The 25,350-nt window shown below is 60.3% G+C and carries 16 protein-coding genes; 12 read left to right on the top strand and 4 right to left on the bottom strand.

From position 1 onward, the window contains the following. Window positions 1-3 precede the first annotated feature (3 nt). The gene (locus tag AC1D2H_RS12975; protein ID WP_478011239.1) at window positions 4-1,554 is read right to left on the bottom strand and encodes an OmpA family protein; all 1,551 of its coding nucleotides are present in this window, start codon (window positions 1,552-1,554) and stop codon (window positions 4-6) included. Between the two features lie 167 nt (window positions 1,555-1,721). Between AC1D2H_RS12975 and AC1D2H_RS12970 the strand changes: the two genes are divergently transcribed. The 11 genes from AC1D2H_RS12970 to AC1D2H_RS12920 all read left to right on the top strand — a co-directional run bounded on the left by AC1D2H_RS12970 (window position 1,722) and on the right by AC1D2H_RS12920 (window position 15,546). Then, a complete protein-coding gene (locus AC1D2H_RS12970) occupies window positions 1,722-2,045 on the top strand; it encodes a hypothetical protein (protein WP_478011238.1) in 324 nt (107 codons plus the stop codon). Between the two features lie 454 nt (window positions 2,046-2,499). Beyond that, the gene (locus tag AC1D2H_RS12965) at window positions 2,500-2,751 is read left to right on the top strand and encodes a DNA-binding protein (RefSeq protein WP_478011237.1); all 252 of its coding nucleotides are present in this window, start codon (window positions 2,500-2,502) and stop codon (window positions 2,749-2,751) included. 221 nt (window positions 2,752-2,972) lie between these two features. Continuing rightward, a complete protein-coding gene (locus AC1D2H_RS12960; RefSeq protein ID WP_478011236.1) occupies window positions 2,973-3,596 on the top strand; it encodes a Tn7 transposase TnsA N-terminal domain-containing protein in 624 nt (207 codons plus the stop codon). After that, window positions 3,532-5,520, top strand: a complete 1,989-nt coding sequence (locus tag AC1D2H_RS12955) for an integrase catalytic domain-containing protein (RefSeq protein ID WP_478011235.1) — start codon at window positions 3,532-3,534, stop codon at window positions 5,518-5,520. The genes AC1D2H_RS12960 and AC1D2H_RS12955 overlap by 65 nt, the downstream gene beginning before the upstream one ends. Before the next feature lie 16 nt (window positions 5,521-5,536). Then, window positions 5,537-6,469 carry a TniB family NTP-binding protein gene (locus AC1D2H_RS12950; RefSeq protein WP_478011234.1) on the top strand — a complete coding sequence of 311 codons (933 nt, stop codon included), beginning with the start codon at window positions 5,537-5,539 and terminating at the stop codon, window positions 6,467-6,469. A 16-nt stretch (window positions 6,470-6,485) separates the two neighbouring features. After that, window positions 6,486-7,382 carry a TniQ family protein gene (locus tag AC1D2H_RS12945; protein ID WP_478011233.1) on the top strand — a complete coding sequence of 299 codons (897 nt, stop codon included), beginning with the start codon at window positions 6,486-6,488 and terminating at the stop codon, window positions 7,380-7,382. Next, complete coding sequence (locus tag AC1D2H_RS12940; protein ID WP_478011232.1) at window positions 7,382-8,338, top strand: TniQ family protein; 957 nt, start codon at window positions 7,382-7,384, stop codon at window positions 8,336-8,338. Before AC1D2H_RS12945 ends, AC1D2H_RS12940 begins: the two co-directional genes overlap by 1 nt. Before the next feature lie 63 nt (window positions 8,339-8,401). Beyond that, entirely contained in the window at window positions 8,402-8,761 is a 360-nt protein-coding gene (locus tag AC1D2H_RS12935) for a hypothetical protein (protein WP_478011231.1), read from the top strand. A gap of 784 nt (window positions 8,762-9,545) precedes the next feature. Then, complete coding sequence (locus AC1D2H_RS12930) at window positions 9,546-11,789, top strand: P-loop NTPase fold protein (protein WP_478011230.1); 2,244 nt, start codon at window positions 9,546-9,548, stop codon at window positions 11,787-11,789. 297 nt (window positions 11,790-12,086) lie between these two features. Further along, a complete protein-coding gene (locus AC1D2H_RS12925; RefSeq protein ID WP_478011229.1) occupies window positions 12,087-13,544 on the top strand; it encodes a hypothetical protein in 1,458 nt (485 codons plus the stop codon). Beyond that, window positions 13,534-15,546 carry an AAA family ATPase gene (locus AC1D2H_RS12920; protein WP_478011228.1) on the top strand — a complete coding sequence of 671 codons (2,013 nt, stop codon included), beginning with the start codon at window positions 13,534-13,536 and terminating at the stop codon, window positions 15,544-15,546. Before AC1D2H_RS12925 ends, AC1D2H_RS12920 begins: the two co-directional genes overlap by 11 nt. Before the next feature lie 124 nt (window positions 15,547-15,670). Here the strand turns inward: AC1D2H_RS12920 and AC1D2H_RS12915 are convergent, their stop codons facing one another. Then, the gene (locus AC1D2H_RS12915; protein WP_478011227.1) at window positions 15,671-16,321 is read right to left on the bottom strand and encodes a hypothetical protein; all 651 of its coding nucleotides are present in this window, start codon (window positions 16,319-16,321) and stop codon (window positions 15,671-15,673) included. A 348-nt stretch (window positions 16,322-16,669) separates the two neighbouring features. Between AC1D2H_RS12915 and AC1D2H_RS12910 the strand changes: the two genes are divergently transcribed. Continuing rightward, window positions 16,670-20,986: an NACHT domain-containing protein gene (locus AC1D2H_RS12910; protein WP_478011226.1), complete on the top strand. Its 4,317-nt coding sequence runs from the start codon at window positions 16,670-16,672 to the stop codon at window positions 20,984-20,986. 124 nt (window positions 20,987-21,110) lie between these two features. Here the strand turns inward: AC1D2H_RS12910 and AC1D2H_RS12905 are convergent, their stop codons facing one another. Next, window positions 21,111-22,985 (bottom strand): UvrD-helicase domain-containing protein, encoded by a 1,875-nt coding sequence (locus AC1D2H_RS12905; protein WP_478011225.1) that lies wholly within the window; start codon window positions 22,983-22,985, stop codon window positions 21,111-21,113. Next, window positions 22,982-25,312: an AAA family ATPase gene (locus tag AC1D2H_RS12900; protein WP_478011224.1), complete on the bottom strand. Its 2,331-nt coding sequence runs from the start codon at window positions 25,310-25,312 to the stop codon at window positions 22,982-22,984. The genes AC1D2H_RS12905 and AC1D2H_RS12900 overlap by 4 nt, the downstream gene beginning before the upstream one ends. Window positions 25,313-25,350: the final 38 nt, after the last annotated feature.

The following is a 25,350-nucleotide window of genomic DNA, read 5'->3' as shown; positions in this document are numbered from 1 at the left end:
TTTTCAGGTCTGAGGCTTCTTGTCGAGCTTAGGAAGCGGGGGTTTGAATATCAAACGCACTTCGACGCGCCGGCTCTTGGCATGGCACTCCTCCAACGAAGCGCGATCGCCTTTCAACGGGCATGTGTCTGATCGTCCGCTGCGTGATGCGCTGCTTTGCGCATCGAAGTGGACGTCGTCACGGCCAGCTCTGCCAGATTTGTCGAGCTGCTTGGCCAGCTCAGCGCCGACGGCCTTTGCTCTTGCGAGCCCCAGCTCCACGTTCCCGTCTTTGACCAGTGGCATCGAGTCTGAATGCCCGCGCAGTTGCACGGTCGTTAGTCGCCACTCCTTTGGTGCACGCTCAATAGCTCGGCTGAACTGATCTACTAGCTCTTCAACTTCCTTCGGGTCCAGCGGCTTTTCCGACTTTGAGGCGAAGTGGACCTCGGTGGGGATTTGCGCGCATTGATGCGGGAGCGTGCTGAGTAGGCGGACGTCCGCGGTATCAACTTCGATGCGCCCTTGCGCAAGGCTTGATCCTGAGTCGGCGCGCGGGAATCTCAGCAAGCTTCGTGTCCCGACACCGTGCCAGAGCACTTGAACACGACTCACCAGCACCGATCCGTCATCGAGTTGGCATCCTTGCATGCCGAATTCGTGATCCGTGCCGAGTTGCCATACCTGCTGAGCCGCTTTGTTGGACAGGAGGACGTCGGCCGACGCCCGATACGGCCCCAGTCGCTCGAAGGTCAGAGCCAACGCGGGGTTCATCGATTGATGCTCATCCTTGAACAGGACGGCCATGTAGAGCGGCACGAACAAATTTAGTGCCGCAAGTACCAAAAGGCCAACGCCGCGATTCTTGGCGTGACGCGGGCTCCGCCAGACAGTCGCAAGCGTGGCGGCCATCGCCCCCTGCGCAAAAACCAGTCCGAGCGCCCACCATTGCTTGAAGCCAATAAGCATCAGCAACACCAAGAGCGATATGAAGCTCAGCACCCCGGCCCCGATGGCTTCGGCAAACTCACTATTAGCAGCTGAGTGCTTCTTGACAGAGAAGACGACAACGCAATAGACCAGTACCAGGCCCACTATCAGCCGCTCCCATACTTCTACAGATGCTTCGAAGTCGCTCCACCACAGCCAAGCAAGGTCGAGCGCCAAGACAGCCAGTGCAAAGCTAGCGAACTTCCCGGAAGCGGGGAACTTTCTGACGTCGTCGCCAAGCTTGCGGCGTTCAAGCAGACCGAACCATGGATCCACCAGGTGGAGCCCTACGCCCGCAAGGATCAGAACAACAAAGCCGAAGCCCGCGGCAACAAAAAGCAGAAAGAAGCTGTCAGCAGCACTGATGCCGGCGGGGAAAAATCCGATGACGAAGAAACAGTAGGCGAAGAGCCAGGCCCCTCCGTAGAGCAGGCCAAGCTTGGCCATCAATCCAAGCCAGTTGCCGATGGAGTCCGAGAACCCATTCTTGCTGCCGTCCCGCTCGGGACCTGTGAGCACACGACGAATTGCTCCCACACGGGTCGGTGTGCCGGCCGAGGGCTGGATGCGCTTGTATCGGTACATTGCGAGAGGCCTCCCAACCTCTGTGACGTAGTCTTGATTTACTGGATAGCGAAGCCGGTTTGCGCTTCCTGAGCGTTCTCATCATCAAGGCGAACCTAGCGCCTGGATGCCGAAACCCCACCCGCCAAAGCGGCTGACCGCATTGGCTTGAGCAGCAAATGTGATCGATGGACCCCAAGCACGCCCTGCCCAGGCCGAAGACGCGAACACCCTTGGAGGTGGCCGCCCAGTCCGCCAGCACGAGCTACAGGACCGTTCTCCCGGCGGTGGTTCTTGGTGACGCGCTTCGCACCCGCAAGATGCCAAAGGACTTCGAACCGCACATCGGCACACTGCTCGAAGAGGCGCCACTTTCAATGCTCGCCAAGGTCGTCGAGCAGATCCATGCGGAGGACGCGCTGCAACCCGAGCAGGTCTGGTCCAACATACGCACGCTGGCTCGCCAGTTGAAGGTGATACGCGACTGCTTGGGCGAGACGCCAGCCGACTGAGCTGGCGTTGAGGTCCGAGGTATTGAGCCGCCGCTCGGCGGCCTTCAACCCCGCACGGCCGTCAGTGCGCGCCGCATTGCCGCTTCCACCGGAGCAATTCCCGCAGATGTCGCAGGGCTATTGCACATTCTTTTGCAGTCCGACCCCTCGAACTTTTGCAGCGATTGCCCTCACGCGAACGTGCCTTTTGCAAGATTTAGGGCCTCCATAGATCGGCAAGTCTTGTCGAGCGCCGCATTCATCGTCATAGAAGGAATCAGCATCTGCACTTGGCAGTTTGATTTCTGCAAAAGGATGGCGGCCCATGAAACTGCAAATCAAATGATGTGCAATTTCGTGCATTATTAAATTCACGAAATTGCAGCTTACTGCGTGAGCAAGCGCTTACAAGAATGTCATAGGGTTGCACATCTCGACAGCCCCCATATGATTTGTGCAGAAGCCAAAGAACTCCATGAATCCCCACGATCTACTGCAACAGTCTGCATGGCGCCAGGAAGTCGCGCGCGTACGGTCGGACTTCTTTGCGCGCGGGCTCTCTGTGGCGGCGTGGTCTCGTGAGCACGGCTTCCCGCCAAACGCCGTCTATAGAGTCTTAAGTGGGCAGTCACTTGCTATGCGAGGCAATGCTCACCGCATAGCCGTTGCTCTAGGTATCAAACAGCCACCAAAGGCGGAGTCTGCAAAGGAGCACAGCATGACGTAGCGCGACACCCAACCGTCCGCGCGAAAAAAAGCGCCGTAAACCCCGCCAAGGGTTTACGGCGCCCGGGAGCTTGAAGCTACCCTCAGAGACTTCAGTTTCATTCTCCCCGCGCAAAAAGTCAACCCCAGGTTACCGCTTGGGCTGGACAACTATTGCCCTTCGGGAAAATGAAACCCCCACGAAAAATCATCACGCGCTCCCCGCACAGGAGCGTCGGAGCCGTGCACGAGCCATGGTTCCAGGCCGCGCCCATTCAGCACGAATCCAGGCTCGAAAAACACTGCATTGAAATCCTGCTGTTGACGCCTGGCGTCGTCCGAATCGAATCCCAGCCGCTGGCGATTGAATTCAAGACGGGCGCGCGTCCGCAGCACTACACCCCCGACCTGCGGATCACGCTGTCGGATGGAACCCAGGCTCTCGTCGAGGCCAAGGGGCAGCCCTTCGAAAAGCGTTTTCGGGAGCTGTTGGACGCCGGGTTGCGGGATGCGGTGCGGTCACTCGGACTGCCGCTGTATCTGGTGCCCAGCCAGTTGCTCGACCCAGAGCGGACCGCGCAGGTCTCAACGCTTCGGGCGATGGCCCGCCGAACGCCCGCACCGGGCGCAGTGGATGCGCTGTTGACCTGGGCGTCTCGGCAATCAGGCGCCACGGTCGGCGACGCCGAGCAGGCAGGCCACGCCTTGGGCCTCATCGGCTACGCCGTCGGCCGGCGTCTGCTGACCGTCGGCCCGAGCTTCGAGCTCAAGCCCCAACAACCCCTCTTCCTCGCACAAGAACATGAGCACCTTCACCCTGACCATTGGCTTGGTCATCCGGGACGGGCAGAGGACGTGGCGGCTTGACCGCACCCTCGACGACTCCCGCAATGTCTTCCTCGACCTTGAGAGCGGCGCGCCCAAGACGATTTCCACAGCGGAGCTTCAGCGAGATCTTCTCGCGGGCCGGCTGCTTGTCGTACAGGAGCACCCCGTCGCCTTGTCCAAACAGGCCGAGTCCGCAACTCAGTTGGTCCAGACCATTGAGGACCTACCGGAGAAAGAGCAACGGCGACTGAAGTACCGCATGGGCATCGTCAAGCACATGCTTCGGCGCGGCATTCGCAAGGGGATGCGACCACGCATCCGGACTGAACTTGCCAAGCTGCCTCCGCAGACAGTGTCGGAGCCGACTGAGGATGACACGACTTCTGCAATACAGATCCCGACCGCTTCAACGGTCATGGACTGGATGCGCAAGTTTGAGCGGTCTGGTGGCAACCCCCTGTCGTTGCTCAGTGGGAACTGCTTCCGTCGAACCAGCGGCCGGCTGCATCCACTGATCTTGGAGATCGCACGTCGCAAGGTCCGCGATCACTACTGCACCCGCAAGCGCCCGTCAGCCAGCACCACCAAGCTACTGATCGACAGGGAGCTCAGCGCCCAGGCTGCCCGCGGCCGCATTGATGAGGCCGAGGCCACCATCAGCATCTCCACGCTGCGCCGCATGATCCAGGAGATATCGCCTTTTGATCGCTGCGTCGCGCGATATGGACCGGCCTATGCGAGGAACAAATGGCGCTACAGCTTGGGCGGCATAGATGCACCACGGGTGCTGGCGCGGTACGAGATCGACCACACGATCCTCGATATCGTCGTCGTGCACGACGTGACGGGCATGCCTCTGGGGCGCCCGACGATCACTGTTGTTGTCGATAGCTACAGCGGCTACATCGCTGGGTTCTACATCAGCTTCTGGAGCGCCGGCCTTGCCAGCGCGCTCTCTGCGTTCAAGGTAGCGATTCGCCCAAAGGACTTCCTTACGGAGCACGCCGGTCTGCGGCATCGCTGGCTGGCCTTCGGCATCCCGGACCTCATCGTGGCGGACAACGGCCTAGAGTTTCATTCCCGCCATTTCCACGCGGCGGCCTGGCATCTCGCAACCGACGTGTTGCATTGCGCCGTGAGGCAGCCCTGGCTCAAGCCGACTGTGGAACGCACGATCGGCGAAATCAACGGCTATCTCCCAGCCGCAGGCCGAGTTGAGAAGCCGCTGAACAACTACTTGCCGGAACGGCCTGAGAAGAACGCCTGCATCACATGGGGCGCCCTATGCCTGGGTGTTCTGAAGGCCGTAGTTGACGTCCATCCCTTCGAGGTGAACGAACGCAGGCTCGACCGGGCCTATGACCTCTACGGCGAAGGCCTGGCCACGCAACTGGCACCTCGACTGGCAAGCAGTTTCAATGAACTGGACATCATCATGGCTAGCGCCAAGACACTCACCGTGGGCAACGAAGGTGTCGTCAAAGACTACCTCCGATACAACTCGCGTGAACTCCAAGACCTTCGCCGTCGGGTGGGTTTGACTTTCAGGACCGAGGTCAAGGTCAATCCAGAGAACCTCCACCACGTCTGGGTCCAGGACCCGCGACAGAAGACTTGGCTGCAGGTGCCGTCCTGCCATCCCGAATACACAGAAGGTCTGTCGGCCGTCCAGCACAAGGCGATCCGCGCGGTCAAAAAAAGAGATCTGACCCTCCGCAACGCCGCTGAAACGCTGACGCGCGGCCGTTTGGAGCTCATGGACATGTGGGGCGGCGCGATCCGCTCTGGCAAGCGTGTGAAGTCCGCCTTTCTGAAGGCCGCCGAAGGGTTCACGTCCACATCGACGCTCGGCGCCGCCTCGCGCAAGTCGGAACCCGCCGATGCCACGACTCCGCTGATCCCTGTCACCAAGGCCGAACTGCTGGCCCTACCCAACGAGATGGAAACCTATGCATTCGAATAACCACGGATTTGATCCCATGGACCCGGAAGAGCTGGAGGTCGACATCGGCCGACGCCAGATCCGCGAGCGCTGGCTGGCAACCTACTCGCAGAAGGCGCTCCAGGAGGGCGCCGCGATCGACAACGCCATCGTCCAGCACCCCCGATTCAACGAACTGGTCGGCAGTCTCGATCGCATGTTCCTGCTCAGCAAGGAGCTTCGACAGCCTGTGGGTGGCGTTATCGGCGGCAACGCCGGCGTGGGCAAAACCACGTTATGCCGGTACTTTCTAGACGCATTGCCGGTGCATGACCTCGCTGGACGCGGGTCGGGCGTGCTCTACATCCGTCTGCGGCGCGGTCGATCGCTGGCGGCTGTGGTTCAACGCATCCTAGGCCTGCTGGACTACCCGCTCTTCAAGGTGAGCAACACCAATCTTGATGCGCGCCGCTCCCTCTCGATTGACGCGCTGCGCCGTCACAAGATCCGGCTGATCCTGGTGGACGAGGGGCACCAGATGATCGGCCAAAGCAAAGCTAAGCGCGATGACGGCACATCGATCAGCGAGTACTTCCGAGAGGTCATGGATGACGCCCAGATCGCCGTCTGCATCGTGGGGGGCATTTCGCTGTCCGAGCTGGGCCACGTCGACCCGTATCTGGAAAGTCGCTGTGTGGTGAACGAAGTCCTGAGCGACTTCGCACTGGATGAGCCTTGGGTCTCGCTGGTGCAGTCGCTGATGCCCAAGAATGCCACCTTAGACTTCAAGCAGCTCCAGCGGTCGCGCGAGATCAGGGGGGCGATTCACAAGACCACTCGCGGCAATCTTCGCCGACTCAAGCAGTACCTGGCGGAACTTGCGATGGCGACGGTCGATGCCCGCAAGAGCACGCCGACCACCGTGGAACTGAAGCTGGCCTACCAGCGGGCATTCGGGAGCGAAGTGCTGTCGAGTTGCCCTTGGGCGTAGTGGATCTCGAGCGGGTATGGCATCCAGCCCGTTCCGATGGACTGTGCCGGTCCTGAAGCACTTCGATGCGCGGGTAGCCGCGCTCGTCGCCGTTCCATACGCGCAGGATCACGAAGCCCCGAACTCGTGGCTCACGCGTGTGGCTGCGCTGCAAGGGTGCGACGCCGCCGAGCTGGCCGCCTACCTGGGCTTCACCTTCAGAGCGGACTTTGATCGTTCGTACTACTTCGTCTTCAGGAAGGTCCGATCTGAAGTGCCGCAGGTCCGAGGGCTTGAGCTGGGGCGGGTCTACACGGACTCTTCGCCGCAACGCGCGGCGGCCGGCAGGTGGATGAGCTCGCCCTCAGCGCATCGTGGCCGCTATCGCTTCTGCCCGCGGTGCCTGAAGTTCGATCAGGTGCCCTGCATCCATCTGTACGCACGGATGCAGGAGTTGGTGTTCTGCCCTTGGCACAGATGCCTGCTCGAAGAGCAATGCCCCAACTGCAACGCCCATGTCGAGCTGATGCAGGACATGGCCACGGCCGGGCCACGGCGCATGGGTGTCGGTGATCTGAGCCTATGTCTGAGGTGCGGCGGTCCCTTGGATGCAATGGCTCCACTCGCGATGGACTTCGAGTTCGTCCGTCGGCTGCCGCACTGGCTCAGGGAGTGGGGACGCCATGGACCCGAGGCCGTTCAAGGACAGGGCATGCCTCTCGATCAGCTTTGGCGCGATTACGAGCGATTGAGTCGCCCGCCTCCGCCGATGAGCGCTGTCGAGCGACATCTACGCATGACGATGTCTGCGCTCCTTGAATCCGAAGGCAGAGCGAGAACTATGAAAACTTCGGCGCCAGTGCGGGGACGCGTTGAATCGTTGCCCACGCAGGATGGGTCGCAAAGACATGGGTTCGGTTCTGGAAAGCCGTGATGTCGCGCCTACCTATCCAAGCCCCACCCCTGCCCTTCGAGTCCGCCTCTGGGTACCTGCTGCGCGTGTTCGGTCTCAACGGCATCAGCGTCAAGGAATCGGTCAGCTACTGTCGAACCGCACGACGCGCACGGCCGCTGGCTTCCGATGCCGTTCTGCTCGCCGAGCTCGTCGGAGTGCAGGCTGAGTGGTTTGAGCATCGAATGCCGATGCCGCACACGCGTGATCAGCGGCCCGAGGTCCGGCTGTTCGGCCACGTGTGGCAGGAACCGTGGCTGTCGCGCGGCATCCACCAACAGGTATGCCCCGCCTGTCTGGACGAGCACGGCGTGGCCCGGCTGGAGTGGGATCTGCTGGCCTATCCGGTGTGCCACATCCATGCAAGGCCGTTGCAGGACGCCTGCGCGGTCTGCGCACGCGCACTCAGCCCCTTGCGCCCAGCGCTTGATGTGTGCGACTGCGGTGCGTATCTCGCCACGGCGATGGAGGCTTCGGGCGGCGTCCAAGCTCCCGTGCTGCGATGGTGCGAGTGGCTCTCGAAGCAAGTTCTGCTGGATGTGCAGGCGTCGCAGACCGCCGGGCTTGAAGCCATTGCTCCGCAGTTACGTGGCACCGGCCCTGACGGGGCCTTCCGCTTGATCTTCGTGTTTGGCGGGGGGGCGAAGGCGTATCGCGGCGCCAAGATCCAAGACAGGAAGACCTGGTTGAGCAGCGCGCGCGTGCAGCAACTGCTCGCCCAAGGGCTGTATGCCCTGCTGGCGTCGGCAGGGGGCCACAGCTCAGGCCTGGACGGCAGTGCGTCACGCGCACTGGCTGAGCAGGCAATGGTGGGTGTCACGCCCTGGGACCGAGCCGCCGCCGCGCGTGAGATGCGGAATCTGAAGCTGGGCCGGCGATGGCGCGACTCCGTCCCTCGGCACCCGGCGCAGCAGGAGCTGTTTGACGGCTTGTTTTGAAGAACTGGTGCCGGACGCATGGCCACCGGGCGAGCGGGTTCGCTACGAGAAGGAGATCAGTAAATGAAAGACTTGGACATTCGCCTGCAGGGCAGGCCATGGGCAGCTGACGAGATGGCTCGGCACGATGAATTGCCGGGGCAACTGGAGATGGTGGACGGCAAGCTATGTCGCGATGATGAGCAGCGGTTACTGCTTCTAGGTGCCCTTCTGGAACACGTCGGAACCGCCTGTGCCGTCCAACTCGGACCACTGCGGGCATGGAAGGAAGCCATCGCTCAACGTCAGGAAGACGAGGGCTGGGATGCGATGCCAGCGGTCGGCGTTGAGCAGTTCTGGAAACCGGCGTATCAGCGAATCTCTTTCAAGAAGAGGCTTGAGCTCAAGCCTCTTGCCAAGCGGTGGAGGCTCAGGTGCCATTGAACGAGGGCTGGTTTGCCAACAAAAGCGGCCCTGACGGAAGCGGCGCGTAGGCCGGCTTCCTGTCGGCAATTCCTTGTCCGGACGCCCACGCAGCGAGTCCGTCGAAGCATTGGTCTAGCCCCGACGCCGCAAAGCAATAGTTGAGCCCAGGGACTGCTTCGTTATCCTCCAGCCAAAGACTGCTCCAACAAGTCCTTTGCAGCGGGAGGAAATAATGGCAGAAGCCCCGAGCCCAGATTCTCTGAACTCTCCTGTCCCGTCACCATCTGCGGACGAACCAGTGCTTCCGACCACACGTGGGACAAGCAGGGGCACGCCGGATCCGAGCCGGATGGATGCAAAGGGAACTGTCGCGGAGCCGGCCCCTGAGGCGTTCTCAATGCCTGGCGAACGCGCTTCCACGACGGGCGGAGAGCGTTCAACCCAGCACATAGAGCTCTCTCGACTTGGTGTGATGGACGCTCAGACAACGGTGAAGCACAGAGTTCCCGTCCAGTCTGGCGTGACAGTCAGTCACTCGCCCGCTGTCAGGCCGAGTGCGGCAGCGTCACCTAGCGAGCCTGACGGTACATCACCATCGAAGGTCGCGACTGAGGCGCAGAGGAAAGGTGTCAATACTGCCGATGCTTCACTTAGCGCGCCCCCGCCCCAGACGCGCGGCTGGTACGGGTTCTTCGATCGGAATGGAGCTCTTAGCAAGGCAAGGGAGGAACTTCGGGGCCTGAGCGACGCAGAGCTGGACGAGGCCATTCATAGGATGTCGGAAACGTACGTTGCCGCGCCCATGAACGATGATCCATGGGGGGAGCGGAGTGTTGACCACCTGGGCTTCGCGGAAGATGCCAAAGCCTTCGCCCGCCTGGTTGCGTCAAAGGATGTGCAGCCGCCTCTTGCGATTGCAGTCTTCGGTCGCTGGGGCTCCGGCAAGTCCTTCTTCATGCGGCTGGTTCACGACCACGTTCGACGCCTGTCAGCGGGCGACAGCATCCCAGAAGCACCAGAGGCACCTTCAGACAGTTTTCACCGGAACATCGTGCAGGTTCGCTTCAATGCCTGGCACTACAGCGAGACGAATCTTTGGGCCAGCCTGGTCGATCATCTGTTCACGCAGCTCGGTGCCCACGTCAAGGACAGCACCAGCGACGGGAAGTCGAAGAACGCGATCCTGGACAACCTAAGCACAACCCGCATCCTCACCATTGAATCCGCTGAACGTCTTGCAGCCCAGCGGAAAACTCAGCAGGCTCTTTCCAACAAACTTGCTGAGACTGAGTCGGAGCGCAAGCGACTGGAAAATGCGGTCATCCGGCGGCCGAGCACATACCTCGACGTCATTCAGGCAGTGTTCGAATCGGACCCGGACCTCAAGAGCGAGATTGACACGGCCGCCCAGGCCGTAGGTATCGGCAACGTGGAAGCAGCTGCCGACAAACTCGCGGAGCAACTCCATGCGACCGACACGCTGATTGGTGAGGCGCGCATCGCTTTCGACAGCGTGGCTGTGAAGCTTGGTAGTAAGTTGAAGGCAGCGCTGGCATTCGCATGCATCCCCGCTGCATTGGTGCTGGCATGGGTGATCAGGCTTGAGCTAAAGGCGATCAACGTCCCAGAGGTATGGACGTTACTAACGCAGACCGTCACCAGCTTGGTTGTGCTTGGCGGTGCCTTGAAGGCAGTGAATCACGTCGCCACCCCAGTGATTACGAAGATGAAAGCTGTGAAGGCCGCGGTGGAGTCCAAGCTATCCGAGGCCATTGCTGCCTACGATCAGAAGCTCGTGAGCAATAAGGAGGAGCTCCGAAAGGCCGAGGCGCTTACTGCCGCAGCGAAACAAGACCTCGCAGCATCGGCCGCAGGCCTAGTGAGCGCAGTTGAAGACTTCTACGGCTCCACTGGGACCGGCCGGCTCCTGAAATTTCTACGGGCGCGAGCAACAGATGGCCACTATGCGCAGCACCTTGGTCTTGTGGCGTCCGTGCGTAGAGATTTTGAGGAACTGTCTTCTGGGATGCATAACCAAGGCGCTCGAGCCGCGTTGCCTCCCGAGGATCTGTCGGCCTTGCGCAAGCGGCTAACGAATCTGACGGCCCCGGACAGTCCACTCCTCGATGAGGATCGCGCCATCCTGAAGCAACTGGAGAGTGGGCTGGAGGATTTGGCTGCCGGAAACCAACGGCTGCAACTTCCATTCAGCAGGCTCGTGCTCTATATAGACGACCTGGACCGCTGCGCCCCCGCCAAAGTGATCGAGGTACTGCAGGCGGTGCACATGCTCCTAGCGTTCCCGCTTTTCGCGGTCTTCGTAGCAGTCGACGTTCGATGGCTGTCACGTGCGCTTGTCGATCAGTACGGCGAGATGCTTGCACCGTCCGACGGCGCAGAGGACAAGAGCCGGGCAGCGACCTACGACTACCTGGAGAAGATTTTCCAGTTGCCATACTGGATTGGACAGGTGAGCGAGTCTTCGGGGTCAACGCTGCTAACGGCGCTCCTCCCAGTCGATGAAGATGATGCGCAAGGGAGCGCGCAGACTCCGCCCCCTGTGGAGGACGCCTCGCCCACCTCTGATAGCTCCGCAGCAAGCACTCCAGCGAGCGTCCGCTCGCTTCGATTCAAGCCACTTCATCGCGAGCTTGTGCTGCGAATGCTCCCCTACTTCGCCCGGTCTCCGCGAAAGCTGCTTTGGTTCGTAAACGCCGCCCAGGTCCTCAAAGCTACGTCCGTGTCGATTAGTGAAGCCCATGATGCACAGAATGACTTCGCGATCATTACGCAGTTGGCCCTGGCAAGCATTTCATCGGTGGACTTTCGCAGGTGGACTGGGGAGCTGCAAAGGAGCGGCACGCAATCGTCCCTTCTCGCGCTCCTTGAAAAGCGCCCGAAGTGGCAAAACGAAGACCCCGATTTTTGGAAGGCGGCAGCGGCGGCGGCGAAGTTCGCTGACGAAACCGGATTCGGCCTCGTCGACTCAGAGATGCTGCTGTTCTACGCTCAACGAGCTGGGCGCTTTTGCTTCAATCCGCCGTGACCTCTAGCAGCCATTCCCGCAGCAGGACGGGTGCCTCACGCCCTCGGGTCATGCCCGCAATGTCGGACCGTAATGAAGAGGCTGCTGTATCTGCCGTCTCGTCGCATCCGTCGGCCAACTCATATTGAACGGTCAGCGGCTGGCGGCCAGGATGGCGCCAACTAAACGAGTCGCTGGCGAGGCCTTAGCTTGAGACGTTCATGAGCGTTCAGCGTGTGATGGGCTGAACCGGGCGCCCGGAGTTCCGGAACGGAAGTTCTGGAGTTAAGAACATAGATTCAAGGAGGACTGGTAGCCATGAGCCGATTTCAGGGCGCTGCCAACATCGAGGATGATGACTTCAAGCGTGCCTTTGTCGACGATGTTCTCGTCATTGACTGCCGTGAGATCCGCCTCGTTCAACTGGGCGCGAAGTCTCCGATTGAGTACGCGGGTTCTGGGTCGATTGAGGTCGGGGCAAAGAAGGGCGTCATCGTCCGTCTAGTTTTGCCCCGATCGGCGACGGACCCATACGACCCCATCAAGTTCCTTAAGAGCCTAAATGGCCATAAGCCCGGGGTCATCGTGCCGGACGACCACTACTACCGCCTAACAGCGAAGGATGTTGCCGGTGAGGACTGGGTCTGCGAGTCAGGCGTGCTGGACCGCGGCGATCGGGAAGATACGGTGGTGCTGTGCTACACCGCTCCGCGCATCGTGTGCACCGCGGCATCCGACGCGCCGAAGGACTACGCCTACATGGTGTTTCTGGACGATCTTGGATTCCCCAAGAACACCGTTAGGACGACCACGGTGGAGAAGGGTGGAGAGCGGTGGAGCACGCAGACAAAGCAGGACCTTTCCGCTGGTGACTCAGCGGGATTCGATCTGACATTTGAAGGGGTGAACGCGCGTCCCGAGAGGCCATATTCCGAGTTTGTCGCCGTAGCCCAAGTCGATACGGAGACTCCCGCCGGGTTCGAAGACCGGCTGCTCGAGGCAATCCGGTTCTGCACCGCGACCATGGCGACGCCAACGATGAGCCAGGTCAGTAGAGGCGGCACAAGGTTCATCGAGCTCACGCAGGCCCGCGATCTGAACAAGGGCCTTGCCGAACCGCCCGTGACGCGACGCGGTCACGAGCTCGACTTCTTCCGGTTGTTCGGTTGCTACTACCTGTACGCCTGCGCGCACGCTGGGGGCAAGAGCTATTCGCCACTGTCCGCGGCGGTTGGCGGCCTATTCGCACTGAAGGGGGTCTGGATTGAGACAGTAGTCCTCCTCCTGTCCGTAGCGGTAGAGCGGGTGCTGAACGACGAAACGTTTAGTCAGTTCGGCAAGCCTGGGCCCGACGTTAAGGTGGAGGTGGACAAGATTCTCAATGCGGTCGGTGAGCTGGAACTCAGTCAGTCAATGCTGAATCGAGTCAACGGGTCATTGAACGGATTCAGGAAGAACAGCACGGCAGACCAATTGCATGCGTTGATAGTGGCTGGCGTGCTGGAGGAAGACGACCGGCGCATCTGGAAGAAGAGCCGAAACTCTACGGCGCACGGCTCTTTTGAAATTGAGCCGGCTGAGCTACAAAGGGTCATTGACTCGGCGTTCCGTCTGATGACGCTGATCTACAAATTGGTGTTCTTGCGCATCGGCTACGCTGGAAACTACACGAACTTTGCTGTCAGAGGCTGGCCAGCCTATTTCTTCGATCTAGCTCGCTACCAAGAAGCGCTTGCCGGCGGTACTGAGGCTGCTGGAGCCAAGAATGAAAATTGAGTCCATTGAGCTGAGCAAAGAGGTCTACGAAGGGCTCGGTGTCGGCTATTCGAGCCTTCTTCAGCCAGGGAAGCCGCTGAAGATGCGCAACCTCGGGCAGTGCGTCGTGATCGCCGGGAAGAACGGCGCTGGCAAGACCCGTCTGCTGGATCTGATTGCAAAGGTGACCAACCGATATGTGGCGCCGGAACAGCGCCTTCAGGCCGAGTACAACATCGCTCAGCATCGCGAAGCCCAGCGCGTCCATGGTCTCACTTTGGAGCGGCTTCACGGAGAAGGCCCGCGAAACGGCGATCCGCCTGGTCTTGAAGCGCAAGCGCAAAGGGAGATTGCTGCTGCCGAGCGCGCGGTTGAAGACCAGCTGAACACCTTGGCGTTATCCGACGCGTTCACCGTCAGCGGCCTTGGACAGCCAAAGATCGTTCCATTTGTGCCGCGTTTGACTGAGCTCACTGATCCCACTGCCGGGAACGAACAGGCAGCGATAAGGCTAGCGCGGACGTTCTCCGATGTCCTGCATGCGGATGGCGCAAATTCCGGAGCGCCCGCCTACGCTAGGCAGGTCATGCGCGCCGCCGTCAATGAGCGCGGTGGCCGCAACCCCACCGGCAGCCAAGAGAAGCGGCAAGCAGAAGAGGAATTGCACGCAATCCTTGCGAGCTTCCTTGGAGAAGAGGTGCGGTTCGAGCTGACCGAGGATCTAAACCTTCAATTGGAAGGGCTCACTGACCGATATGACGCGCTGCTATCTGAAGGTCAAAAAGTTCTCTTTCAGCTCGCATGCATGCTGCATGCACGTCATGCTTCCTTAAAGGGCTGCATCCTGCTCCTGGACGAGCCCGAGAACCATCTTCATCCGTCTGCGCTTAACGATGTTGTGGATCGCCTGCTGGGGCTACTTCCAGAGGGACAGATCTGGGTAGCAACGCACTCCGTGCCGCTGATCGCGCATTTGGTGGCCAAGGACCCGGACTGTCTTTGGTTTGCTGAAAATGGAAAGTTCAAGCCGGCTGGTCGTTCGCCGGAGTCTGTCCTAGACAGCCTTCTAGGCGGCCCAGACGGGGCGCGCCGAGTCAACGAACTGACGCTCTTGCCGTCTAGGTTCGCTTCGACGGTTTTCCTCCGCCAGTGTCTTTTGCCACCAGGCGTCATTGGATACACGGAGCGAGACCCGCAGCTAACGCAGATCCATCAAGTTCTTAGCGGGCTTAGAGAAGACGGGGCGCCGCTCTGCGTTATTGACTTCGGTTCAGGGAGGGGGCGCCTTCTTGCAGAGCTCGCTCGCGCCCAAGATGGCCGAAGCCTAGTGAGTGTCATCGACTACGTTGCGTACGAGCCTCACCCTGCTGTGGCTGATGAGTGCCAGCGGTTGTGCATGTCGCTGTACGGCCAGGTAGACGGCATGTCTCGATCGTTCTCTGATCTACCTAGCTTGCTTGCAGCGCGAGGAGGAAAGTTCGCTGACGTAGTCGTCGTATGCAATGTTCTGCATGAGGTCGCGCCGGAAAACTGGAAGCTTGAGTTCGGAGGCGACTCTGCGCTTGCGCATACCTTAAAGGAAGACGGCTACGTCCTCTTCGTTGAGGACTACGCCTTGCCTGTTGGCGAGCGCGCGCACGAGTACGGATTTCTCCTTTTGGATGAAGAGCAGCTTGTCGCTCTGTTCGGAATCACCGAGCAAGACATTGCTGAGCAGCGGTTCACTCGCAGCAATCACTCCTCGCCTCGCTACAAGGGGAGGCTCATTGCTCACCTGGTGTCTGCGCGCTGTCTCAAGCGGCTTTCGCCCGAAACAACCGTTCGGGCTGTTCGGGCGCTCCAGGAGCAATCCCTCAGCAGGCTTGGCGCTCTCTTAGCAAGTAGCAACTGCGCCATGTCTGGAAGCGAGTACGGTCGGGAGAGCGCACTGGTGACGCAGTTGGCCGCGAACTCGACGCTTTGGCTGCGAGACCGTGCTCCGAACGCAAGCGCCGTGCCAAGTCATGTTGATCCGCTGAGATGAGGATCATCGCCGCCGCTGCCCGTTTKCCCACGCACAAGCTGCCAGCGAACAGTGCGCGTCTGGCAGCCGCGCCCGGTCTGACAGTGACAGCAGGATCGCCTTGGAGTGCATGACGCTCACACACCTACTCGTCTTCGGGCGCGGCGGCTGGTGGGCCTTCTTCCAGAGCCGTTTGAACCGCCGCCTTGATGAAGCTGGAATACAGAATCGTTCCACTCGTAGCGATCTTCAGTTCTTCGACTGCCTCATGCAGCAGCGCCGCGTGGTCGGTCAGCGTCTGTTTGCTTGGACCGCGTGACGCGCCCTTAATGAGCCAGTTCTTGTTATTGCCAAAGAACTTGTAGTGGAGCAACTCGCCAAGCATGCCGTGGATTTTCGCAAGCCGTGGCGTCACCGGTGTGTATGTGCCTGAAAGCGCCACTTTGCCGGAGCCTTCTTCAATGACGCGAATCCCCTGGGCCTTATCTGCGTCCGGGTTGAGTCGCTGCAGCTGATGCATCAGCTTGGTTGCCACGTACACCGGCGTGCCTGGGGACTCTTGTTTCAGCGAACGAAGCGCAGCGTCTATGTACTCCTGCAGTCTCGCCTCGATGCCGAATCGCAGCTCAAGGGCCGCATAGAAAAACGGGGCGACCTCTCCCTCATCCTGGAACGCCTTGAGATGCGCTTCCGCTCGGGCAAGGAACGAGCGCGAAGCGGTTGAATATCTATGAAAAGGTGGTTCCACTGCGGAGCGGCTGTCGGCTTGAGGCTGATTGCCGCCGACAGCGTACATCGATCGGGATCGATGCGAAGGACGACTTACGCTGCCAGGCAGCTGTCGACCACTTGGCGTAGGTATCACTCGGATGCCAGTGCGGCAACCGCCGTGCGAGGCTGCCGCACCGCCTTCTTGACAGCGGTGCTCTTCTTTACCGCGGCCCGGCCGCCAGCCGCAGGTTGGCGCTTGGTCTTCGTCGCTGGCTTGTTTACACGGGCGGCGGTTGGCGTCTGCCTTCCACAGGAAGTAGACCCGGTTCTCATGGATATGTTCCAACTACAGTCCAGCCGTGAACCCTCGCTTTGAGCTCTACCAGATCCACAGGCACATCGCGCACCTGCCATCGTTTAAGGGCGCCCAGCAGTGAACTACATCGACCTCGATCGGCATTTCGCGCCACTCAAGAAGGGCGAGGAGCCGGCGCTGGACTACACCCCGCATTGGGGACGTCGTGTCGGTGGCTGGCTGAATTGGGAACAGCTTCTCCAGCAGCGGCGTGTGGCGCTGCTGGCCGAGGCCCTCAGCGGCAAGACCTGGGAACTGGAGCACCAGGTCAAAGTGCTCCGCGAACAGCAAAAGCCCGCCTTCTTCGTGCGCATCGAAGACCTGGCCGATGGCGGCTTCGAGACGGCGCTCGACGCGGCCGACGTGGCCGCTTTCCACGAGTGGAAAGAGAGCTCCGTCAAGGAAGCCTGGTTCTTCCTCGACTCGGTCGACGAAGCGCGCCTGAATCACAAGAGCTTTCCCAAAGCCCTGCGTGCCTTCAAGAACGAGTTGGGCCAGGCGAACTTGAACCGGTCCTTTGTCTTCATCAGTTGCCGCGTTAGCGACTGGAAGGGCGTCGCCGACGTTCAGGCCATCCAGAACGCCCTGCCCTTCGAAGAGCAGAGTCCTGCCGACAGCTCCATGGTCGATGCGGATGATGAACTGCTGGCACCGATCTTCCAGGCCAACCCGGGGAATTCAATCACCGCAAAGAGCAAGAAGGAACCTGCCAAACCGAGCGACCTTTTGGTCGTCCAGCTCATCCCACTCTCGCCACAGCAGAAGATCCTGATGGCCGAGGCAGCCGGCACGGATGGCCCAGCCTTCATTGACGCAGTCCGCCAATCCGGCCTGGACTCGCTGTYGGAGAGGCCGGGAGACCTACTGGAGCTGCTCGAGTACTGGGGCGAGCATGGCCACTTCGCGCCCCTCAGGGAGATGATGAATAGCTCGGTCGATCGCAAGCTGCGCGAGCTGAATCCGGATCGTGGTGGCGCGGGCCTACTCAGCCTGACAAAGGCGCGCGAAGGCGCACAGCGGCTCGCCGGCGCTTTGACACTTGTCCAGACCTTCTCGATCAAGGGGCCTCAGCAAGAGCCAGACCCCACCCTTGCCAAGGGCGCGCTGGATGCGTCTGTGATCCTGGACGACTGGTCCGCCGGCGATTTGGGCGCGCTGCTGCGAACTGGGCTGTTCGCGCCCAGTACGTACGGGCGCATCAAGTTCCACCACCGGGGCACCCAGGAGTACCTCACGGCGCGCTGGCTGAACTCGTTGACAGCGGCGAACCTGCCCTACACCGAGCTACGCCAGCTCCTGTTCGCGGACCGGTACGGCGTGGCGACGGCCGTTCCGACACTGCTGCCCGTCTCTGCATGGTTGGCGCAATGGAACGACCGCGTCAGGGATGACCTGGCCACCCGCGAGCCTGTCGCGCTCATCGCGCATGGAGACGCGAAGTCGCTGCCCTTGCAGACCAAGGAGAAGTTGCTCGGCACCTACGCGACGCTTGATGCCAAAGGCGAGCTGGACGCGGACCAGGTGAGCTATCGAGCCGCCTGGATGTTCTCCGAGCCTGCCCTAGGTCCGGTCATCCAAAAGGCCTGGCGCGCGAACCAGCGCCCCAGCTTTCGGTATCAACTGCTCAACTTCATCTTGGAGGGCCGGATCGCATCGTGCATGGACATCGCACGGGAAGCGTCGACGGCACGGACCGGTGGCAACCACATGCGCCTCACGGCGACCCAAGCACTCGCTGCCTGCAACGACGCCAAAGGGTTGAAGGCGGTTGCAAATCAGCTGCGCACAGCTCCAGACCTCTACGGCGTGAGCGCTGCGCCTGGTGTGATCGACGTTTTGTACCCGCGCTACCTGTCCACAAGAGATGTCGTTCAACTCATCGATCGCCTGAAATCTGACGACAAGTACGCCTTCGAAAACTTTGGAAGACACCTGGCGGACCTGCATGCGCTTGCGCCTGATCGCGCAGCCAAGGCTGAGCTTGTGGCTGGCATCGCCGAGATCGTCACGCGAGGTGGCCTGGTCGACGAGCACGACGACAAGCCTCCAACCCGACGCACCGATCTTGATGAAGGCCTTGCGAGTCTCATCCTGGCGGAGCTCCGGTCGAGCGGATCGGCGTCATCCGATTTGATCTCGATCATGATGGTTTACGAGCGCGCCGGCCATCTCATCAATGGAGAAGATGACAACGCGGCGGTCGCGGCAGCCGTCCGACAGAGCGTCGTGCTCAATCGTGCGCTCATGTGGGCAGACGAGAAGGCCCGCCGGCAAGCGGACGGCTCGGCAACTCCGCCCCTTCGCTACTTCTCGATCGGCCCGCATCTGGGGCGTTCGTTGTGGAGCATCGAGCTCGACGACGTCGAATGGCTGAAGCGTGATGCCGTGTCCATGTCGGAAGAGTCCCAGCGTCGTCTCGCGTTTCACGCGCTCTGGTGGGTCTATCAATACGCAGGCGAGTTCGATGCACACCGCGGCGAAGTGGAATCTCTTGCCGCTCACGAGGCGGTTCTCCAGGCCGATCTCCAGACGTTCGTGGTTCGGCCTCCAGATGAGCTCAGAACCGAATCGGCCGCACGCCTGGAAGCGCGCAAGAAGACCGAGGCGGACAAGCAAGCATGGCGGAACTTGAGCCAGGAGCTGTCGAGTCAGCCCACGCTGCTCAGCAGCCCAGAGAACTTGGCGACATGGCAGGCAGGTCTTCACCGACTCTGGAACGTCACCCACTGGATCCATCTGAAATCGCGAAAAGACGGCTTCGCCGGAATGCACTCCTGGAAGGCAGTTGCTCAAGTCTTCGGGCCCGAGGTCTTGAAGCACTACCTACTCGGCATGTCGGCTGCCTGGCGCCGCATCACGCCCGAGCGGCCGTCAATAACCGCCTCGAACACCTACTCCACAAAGGCCGTCAACACACTTGCTGTCAATGCCCTCCAGTTGGAGGGCTTGGCGAACAGCAATTGGCCGGCCACCTTGACCCCTGCGGAGATCGAGGTGGCCGCAAAGCACCTCTTGATGAGCTCCAATGTCCGGCTGCCCCAGTTCTCGCAGTTGGGCGACCTTCGACCTGACCTGCTCAAGCCGATCGTCGTCGATGCGCTTCGCGCGGAGCTTCGGTCCGGCGGGCACTTCCAGGATCTCCTCTCGCATGCCAGCCATGGCGACAGTCCATTCCTCCTCGAATCCGCTGCAGAAGAGGTCCTGCGCCAACTGCAGAAAAAGGAGCCTGACAACAAGGACACGCTGGGCCAATGCGTCACCATCTTGAAGCGCGCTGCTTCCGGCCTGCCCTCCAAGACGCTGCTGCGTCTTGCACAGAAGCGGGTCGAGACCCACCTGCTAGCCAAGGACCAAGACCGCGTCTTCACATACCTTTCGTTGCTGTCCGTCTTGGATGGCGAAGCCCTCGCAAAGAAGGTCCTGCGCGAGTTGGCGCAATGCAGCGGCGAAGGCGATGCCGAACATACCGAGAGGGTTAGGACGTGGCTCGGGTCTGCGTTTGACTACAGGTCGTCATCGGGGTTCGCGCATGCCGCCCTCCGAACCATGTCCGTCGCTTCGCTTGTTGACTTCGTTCGACTGGCCTATCGCCACATCCATCCCAGCACCGATCAAGTCAGGAACTCGACCTCCGGACGGGATCGTGCCGAGGGTGCCAGGAGCACCTTGCTCGATACGCTAATCAAGCGCCCAGGCCCGCAGGCCCACGCCGCAATGCTGCAACTCGCCAGCGAGCCCGACTTCGCCGTGTCCTCCATGAGGTTCAAGGAGCTTGCGCACCACAAGGCGCAGATGGACTCGGACCTCACGCCGTGGACCGCAGACGAGGTCCGCAGCTTCGGTACCCGCTTCTCGGCGCCAGTGAAGAACGGGGCTCAGTTCATGGGCGTCGTTCGGGGCATTCTCGAAGAGATCGCGGACGAACTCCGGACAAAGGACGCCTCAACCCGGTTACTGCTAGCGATGGCCGACAACGAGAAGCGAGTTCAGGAATGGTTGGCCGAGCGCATCGAGGAGAAGAGCCGCGGCCGCTACGGCATGCACCGCGAAGTGGAGGTCGCCAATCGCAACGAGCCCGATCTAGCGCTGACCTCGCATGCGGCATCCGTCGAGGTCGCGATGGAAGTCAAGAACGCGAATATGGGCTGGACCTTCAAGGAGTTGGTAGACGCCCTGATCGACCAGCTGTCGGAGAAATACCTGCTGCCGGAAAAGCGCCGCCACGGCTTCCTCGTAATTAGCCTTCACAAGCGCCGGACGTGGCGGGTTGCCGGGAAGACCTTGTCCTTCGAACAAGTGATCGAGCGCATGAACGCCCGCGCTCGCACCATCACGTCCAACCGGACAGGTGACATCGAAGTGGCCGTGATCGGGTTGAACGCAGCCGCCAAGTAGCAGCAGGCAGGCCTTCGACCACGCTACCTGGCGAAAGCGCGGTTCAGCATGAAGGCATTGCAGGCTCCACCGTTTGCCAACTTCTCGCGTACGAGGCCGGCCGCCCAGGTCATGTAGTCGCCTGCTATACAGGAACTCCGTCGACAACCTCATCCTCAACGCACCACCCTTGCGCGAGCAAAAAGTTCCGCACCCGGGAGGGGGTGGAGGAATACGCAGCAAGTGCAAGGCCTTCTTTGGCTCGACTAGCCGTCACATAGAACAGCCGCCGTGTGTTCTCGACTGTCTTGTCGCCAGCCGCTTTGCCACCAAACAAATCCTCGTATTTGAACGAGAAGCCTCTCGCCTCCGCATCATCCATGATGACCATCACGCGATCGAACTGAAGTCCCTTCACGCCTTGGTGAGTGTCGAACGGGGCATTTCCCGAGAGATATTCCGCCATAGGCTCGATTTGGGAAAACGGTGCCTTAAGAAACTCCTGAATGGCCAGATCTCGCTCTGCTGGGGGGTCCAGCTCCTCATCAGCGCCAGAAGTCTGCGCAGCTGTGGCGCCCGACGCTTGAGAAGAATGGAGTTTCAACGCATCAGGTATCTCAAACAGATTGCGGCTGGCGATGCACTGGAGCACTTGCTGCAAAGAGGGATCGGCTCCTCCCTTCCAGAGCTCCATAAGCGCGTCGACAGCGGCCCCAACCTCGCTCAGCTGTGCCTTGGCATCTACTGAGGCCCGCAGCGCTGCCTGTGACAGCAACGGAGAGTTCGCTTTGACGATGCGTGCTGTAGCAAACCTGTCCCCGGCGCGCTTAGCCTTTAGGAGCGACAGGACCAGGTCGGAGAAGAACTTCAAGACCGCTAGCGATCCGTCAAGGAGGCTCGTCCGCCAGTTCTCGTAGTCGTACAGAGGTGAAAAGGCATCGAGGAAGCCTAGTCTGGACGCAGCCATCCTGTGCTCCAGCGTTAAGGTTTTGACGAGCTTGGGCTCCTTCCAATGCTCGTCCCCTGTCACCTTAGCCATGTATCGAGCAATGGCCCGCTCTGCTTCAGGCTTGTCAACCAAGTCGCTGGGCAAGATGAAGAATCGAAGCAGCCCTTCCTTTGTACCGGTAGGAGGCAGCTGCACCTGCTTGTCTGTGGCACTTCGAACCTTGTTGATGAGGTTGATCACGCGCCTGGGGCAACGGTAGTTGAGCTTCTTGGTAGGAGTTGCCCAGTGATCCGGAAGGCTCTGGCCCAGTCCTTCTTTCCCATCGTTGTAGATGCGCTGCATCATGTCACCAAGCAACCCAAGTAAGAACTTGCCCTTCAGCTTCGCTTCGACTTCAAAGAAAGCATCGACCAGATGCTTGTTCGTATCTTGACTCTCGTCAATCAAAAGGATGGGATGCCGCCCAACCAAGATGCTCTGCATCGCCGGCTTGGTGCTAAGGAAGTGCGCCGCCAGCTGCAACACCTCGGCATGGTTCAAGGAGTCTCTGCCTCGATTGGTGCCCGTCGGGCTGTAGGTGAAGCTCTTGATATCCGGCAGGCTTGCCAAGCGCCTTGTCTTGGACTCAATCTTGCTGAGTCGTGTTGAAGAGGCTTTAGTGCCCTTGCGGCCCTTGGCTTCTTCCGCCTTCAACGTCTGGATGTCAGCAGCGAGGTCGACCTTGAGCCACTCACGAATATCGTGATTGAAGCCCTCCACCAGCGACCAAGCGAAGCTGTGGATGGTCCGTACGTCGATCAACGGGTCGAATCTCAATCGACTCTTGATCTCGTCACTCGCAGCATTGGTGAACGTGATCACCGCAACCTTCTGCCCTTTGACGCGGAGTCTGTCGCTCATCGTCGCCTGTACATGCTCAAGCGCGGTCACAAGCGACCTGGTCTTGCCGGAGCCCGCTCCCGCGAACAGAAAGAAGCTCTTCGGGGCATCCAGGTTCAAGCATGCAGCAATCTCGACGTCGACGTTCGCGTCGATGTCGTCATCGGCCATCACGTCCGTCGACGAACTCATGGTGTTGCCCCGACTGGAACAGACTCCGCTGGCGCGATGGTGGCCTTCCCAAGAATGCCGTTTTCCTTGCGCCTGAGTTGATCCGCAAGCCAGGTCAGCCCTTGGTCGATGTACGCCGGCACCACCATCGTGTCGATCTCGGTGCTGTATAGCAACTCCATCGCAAACTCTGCTTTGCCGCCTTTTGCAAGGTCGGCGGACAGCCTTGCGGCAAGGTCGGCTTGGTCGCTTGCTGAATCCAAGGATTCACGAATGCGCCCGAGCAGCGCAGTTCCGTTCATCGACTTGAACATCTTCATGTTCTCGTAAACAAGCGCATCCTCGAACGTGTTTGCCAAAGCCTCACTCGGCTTTCCGACGACGAATTCCGCTTGGATGGGCTGCTGATAAGCCACTCGGACCGCGAAGCCCGTCTTATCGACCAGAGCCAATGTCTCCGGCTTCATATCCAGCAGCGTGTCCAATGCCTGCTCACCTGGCACCCAGGATTTCAATGTCTCGTTTCTGGCCTTCAGCGAGGCGCCGCGCGCGGGCGGAACTGATTTCCCGGCTGCATCCTTAGCATCGATGTCTGTGATGATGAGCGTGTTCAGCCCAAGGTTGTCGATCAAGGTCCGAAGCCGGTGCGCGTGGCTTCCGCCGATCTCAAGCCAGGTCACATACCGCCTCTTCAGGAAATCGTACTCAGGTCGCGCGCGAACAAAATGAGGCACCAAGATTCGTTCAGCCGGCCCTTCGACCAGCACCGCACCGTCCGCGAAAAACAGGTCGCAGTGCGTCGCTTTGAGGTACCTCTTCGCAAAGCGGGCCGTCTCGTCGCCGGTTCCGAAGGTTTCCGATAGATTGACCACGCATGTGACCGGAACTGCTCCGTCAATGGCTTTGACGGGAAGTCGCCTGAAATACCTCAACGAAGAGAACTCGGCCTCATGCGCAATATGGCTGGAGTGCGTGCTAACCACGAGCTGCGTGCGAAGGTCGGTCGACGCATGGAGTTTGTCGTGCTTGCGAAGAACGTTGTAGGCCTGGGTGATGAACACCTGCTGGACCTGGGCGTGAAGATGGGCTTCCGGCTCTTCTACGAGCACCAGATGAAGTGGCGGTAGAAGCGCCTCGTCGGGGTCTACATTCTTCGAGGCCTTCCCTACCTTCATCCACTTGTCACGAAAGCTCATCAGCGCGAAAACGATCGACACCAGGTTCTGATAGCCGAGGCCATTGGAATCTTCTGGAAGGCGATGCTCGAAGCCACCGGGCGCGCTCGCATGCGTTGGCACCGAATACTGCACCGCTGACGCATGGTTCAACCCATCTATCGGCTTGATGTTCGTTGTCACGGTCAGCTTCGGGTCCGTCACGCCCGGATAGCCAATGGCTTCGAGTTCGTCCAATGCGGAGGAGAAGCACTTCTCTAGGCGCTTGCCAAATGCTGCCTGTGCTTGGTGCAATGCCTGAAGCGCTTCGAGGTCCTTCGGCTCTGGTTGGTCGAACGGATCCAGATGCTGCGTGTAGTAGCTTCTCAACTGCGTTGACAGCTTTTTCCCGCCCTTTGGATTAGCGTCTTCGTTCGAGTCATCCGCGCGCCCCGAACTGATGCCGAACCCGAATCCACGTTGTGCGCTGATTTCGTCAATTCGGATGATTCGCTTGAGTGGGTCGCCTTCGATCGGCTCGCTCCCAGCCGGCAACGCCTGTGGCGAAGCAATGCCGCTCACCGGAAGCTCAAGCTTGCTGGGGTCAAGAAGATATGCCTTGACTTCAAAAAGGGCTCGCAGCTTCACCGAGAGAAAATCCATCATGGACCTAGGCCAGAGAGCGAAGGGCTCTTCCGACTCTGACTCAGGCCCTCCACCTCCTGCAGCCACAGCCGCAGCGAGCACGTCCACTGCAGCCTTTCTGGCTGTCAGGTACTCGTAGCGAAGCGCTTCCATGTCCCGCGGCCCAAAACGTAGCCTCACGCCGATGAGTCCACCGGCCCAATCAAGGGTCGGCAGAATCTTCTGGACATAGTGAAGCTCAGCCATCGGCACACTTAGCCAAAGGTCTAGGTGAGGAAGAACAGCGTCCCAATCCAGCGCTGGTTCGGGCTGGCCAGGAAGCAAGGCTTCCCACACCGCACCGAACGCGTCAACGCTCGCCCAGTTCGATAGAGTGAAGTCGTTGATTGAGAACTCAGTCCTATCTACAAGGAAGCGTCTAAGCGCGACCATGGCAGAGGTCTTGCCGCTATTGTTGGCCCCGACAAAGACCGTTGTGGTCTCCGCGAAGTCAACACGGACGCTCTGCAGCTTGCGGAAGTTTCCGACTTCAACATGCTCGATGTGCATATCCCTCCCTGGGATCTGTTCTTGCGCAACTCTTCCGC

It is taken from the genome of Roseateles sp. P1_C1_2, assembly GCF_056406535.1.
The sequence above is the reverse complement of the archived record's forward strand: the minus strand, read 5'-3'. Positions and strand labels throughout refer to the sequence as shown.

Coding starts and splice junctions, on each gene's coding strand:
- AC1D2H_RS12945 (WP_478011233.1), top strand. CDS start 6,486: ATGGCATCCAGCCCGTTCCGATGGACTGTGCCGGTCCTGAAGCACTTC.
- AC1D2H_RS12935 (WP_478011231.1), top strand. CDS start 8,402: ATGAAAGACTTGGACATTCGCCTGCAGGGCAGGCCATGGGCAGCTGAC.
- AC1D2H_RS12940 (WP_478011232.1), top strand. CDS start 7,382: ATGTCGCGCCTACCTATCCAAGCCCCACCCCTGCCCTTCGAGTCCGCC.
- AC1D2H_RS12925 (WP_478011229.1), top strand. CDS start 12,087: ATGAGCCGATTTCAGGGCGCTGCCAACATCGAGGATGATGACTTCAAG.
- AC1D2H_RS12975 (WP_478011239.1), bottom strand. CDS start 1,554: ATGTACCGATACAAGCGCATCCAGCCCTCGGCCGGCACACCGACCCGT.
- AC1D2H_RS12930 (WP_478011230.1), top strand. CDS start 9,546: ATGAACGATGATCCATGGGGGGAGCGGAGTGTTGACCACCTGGGCTTC.
- AC1D2H_RS12950 (WP_478011234.1), top strand. CDS start 5,537: ATGGACCCGGAAGAGCTGGAGGTCGACATCGGCCGACGCCAGATCCGC.
- AC1D2H_RS12920 (WP_478011228.1), top strand. CDS start 13,534: ATGAAAATTGAGTCCATTGAGCTGAGCAAAGAGGTCTACGAAGGGCTC.
- AC1D2H_RS12905 (WP_478011225.1), bottom strand. CDS start 22,985: ATGAGTTCGTCGACGGACGTGATGGCCGATGACGACATCGACGCGAAC.
- AC1D2H_RS12900 (WP_478011224.1), bottom strand. CDS start 25,312: ATGCACATCGAGCATGTTGAAGTCGGAAACTTCCGCAAGCTGCAGAGC.
- AC1D2H_RS12965 (WP_478011237.1), top strand. CDS start 2,500: ATGAATCCCCACGATCTACTGCAACAGTCTGCATGGCGCCAGGAAGTC.
- AC1D2H_RS12970 (WP_478011238.1), top strand. CDS start 1,722: ATGGACCCCAAGCACGCCCTGCCCAGGCCGAAGACGCGAACACCCTTG.
- AC1D2H_RS12915 (WP_478011227.1), bottom strand. CDS start 16,321: ATGTACGCTGTCGGCGGCAATCAGCCTCAAGCCGACAGCCGCTCCGCA.
- AC1D2H_RS12955 (WP_478011235.1), top strand. CDS start 3,532: ATGAGCACCTTCACCCTGACCATTGGCTTGGTCATCCGGGACGGGCAG.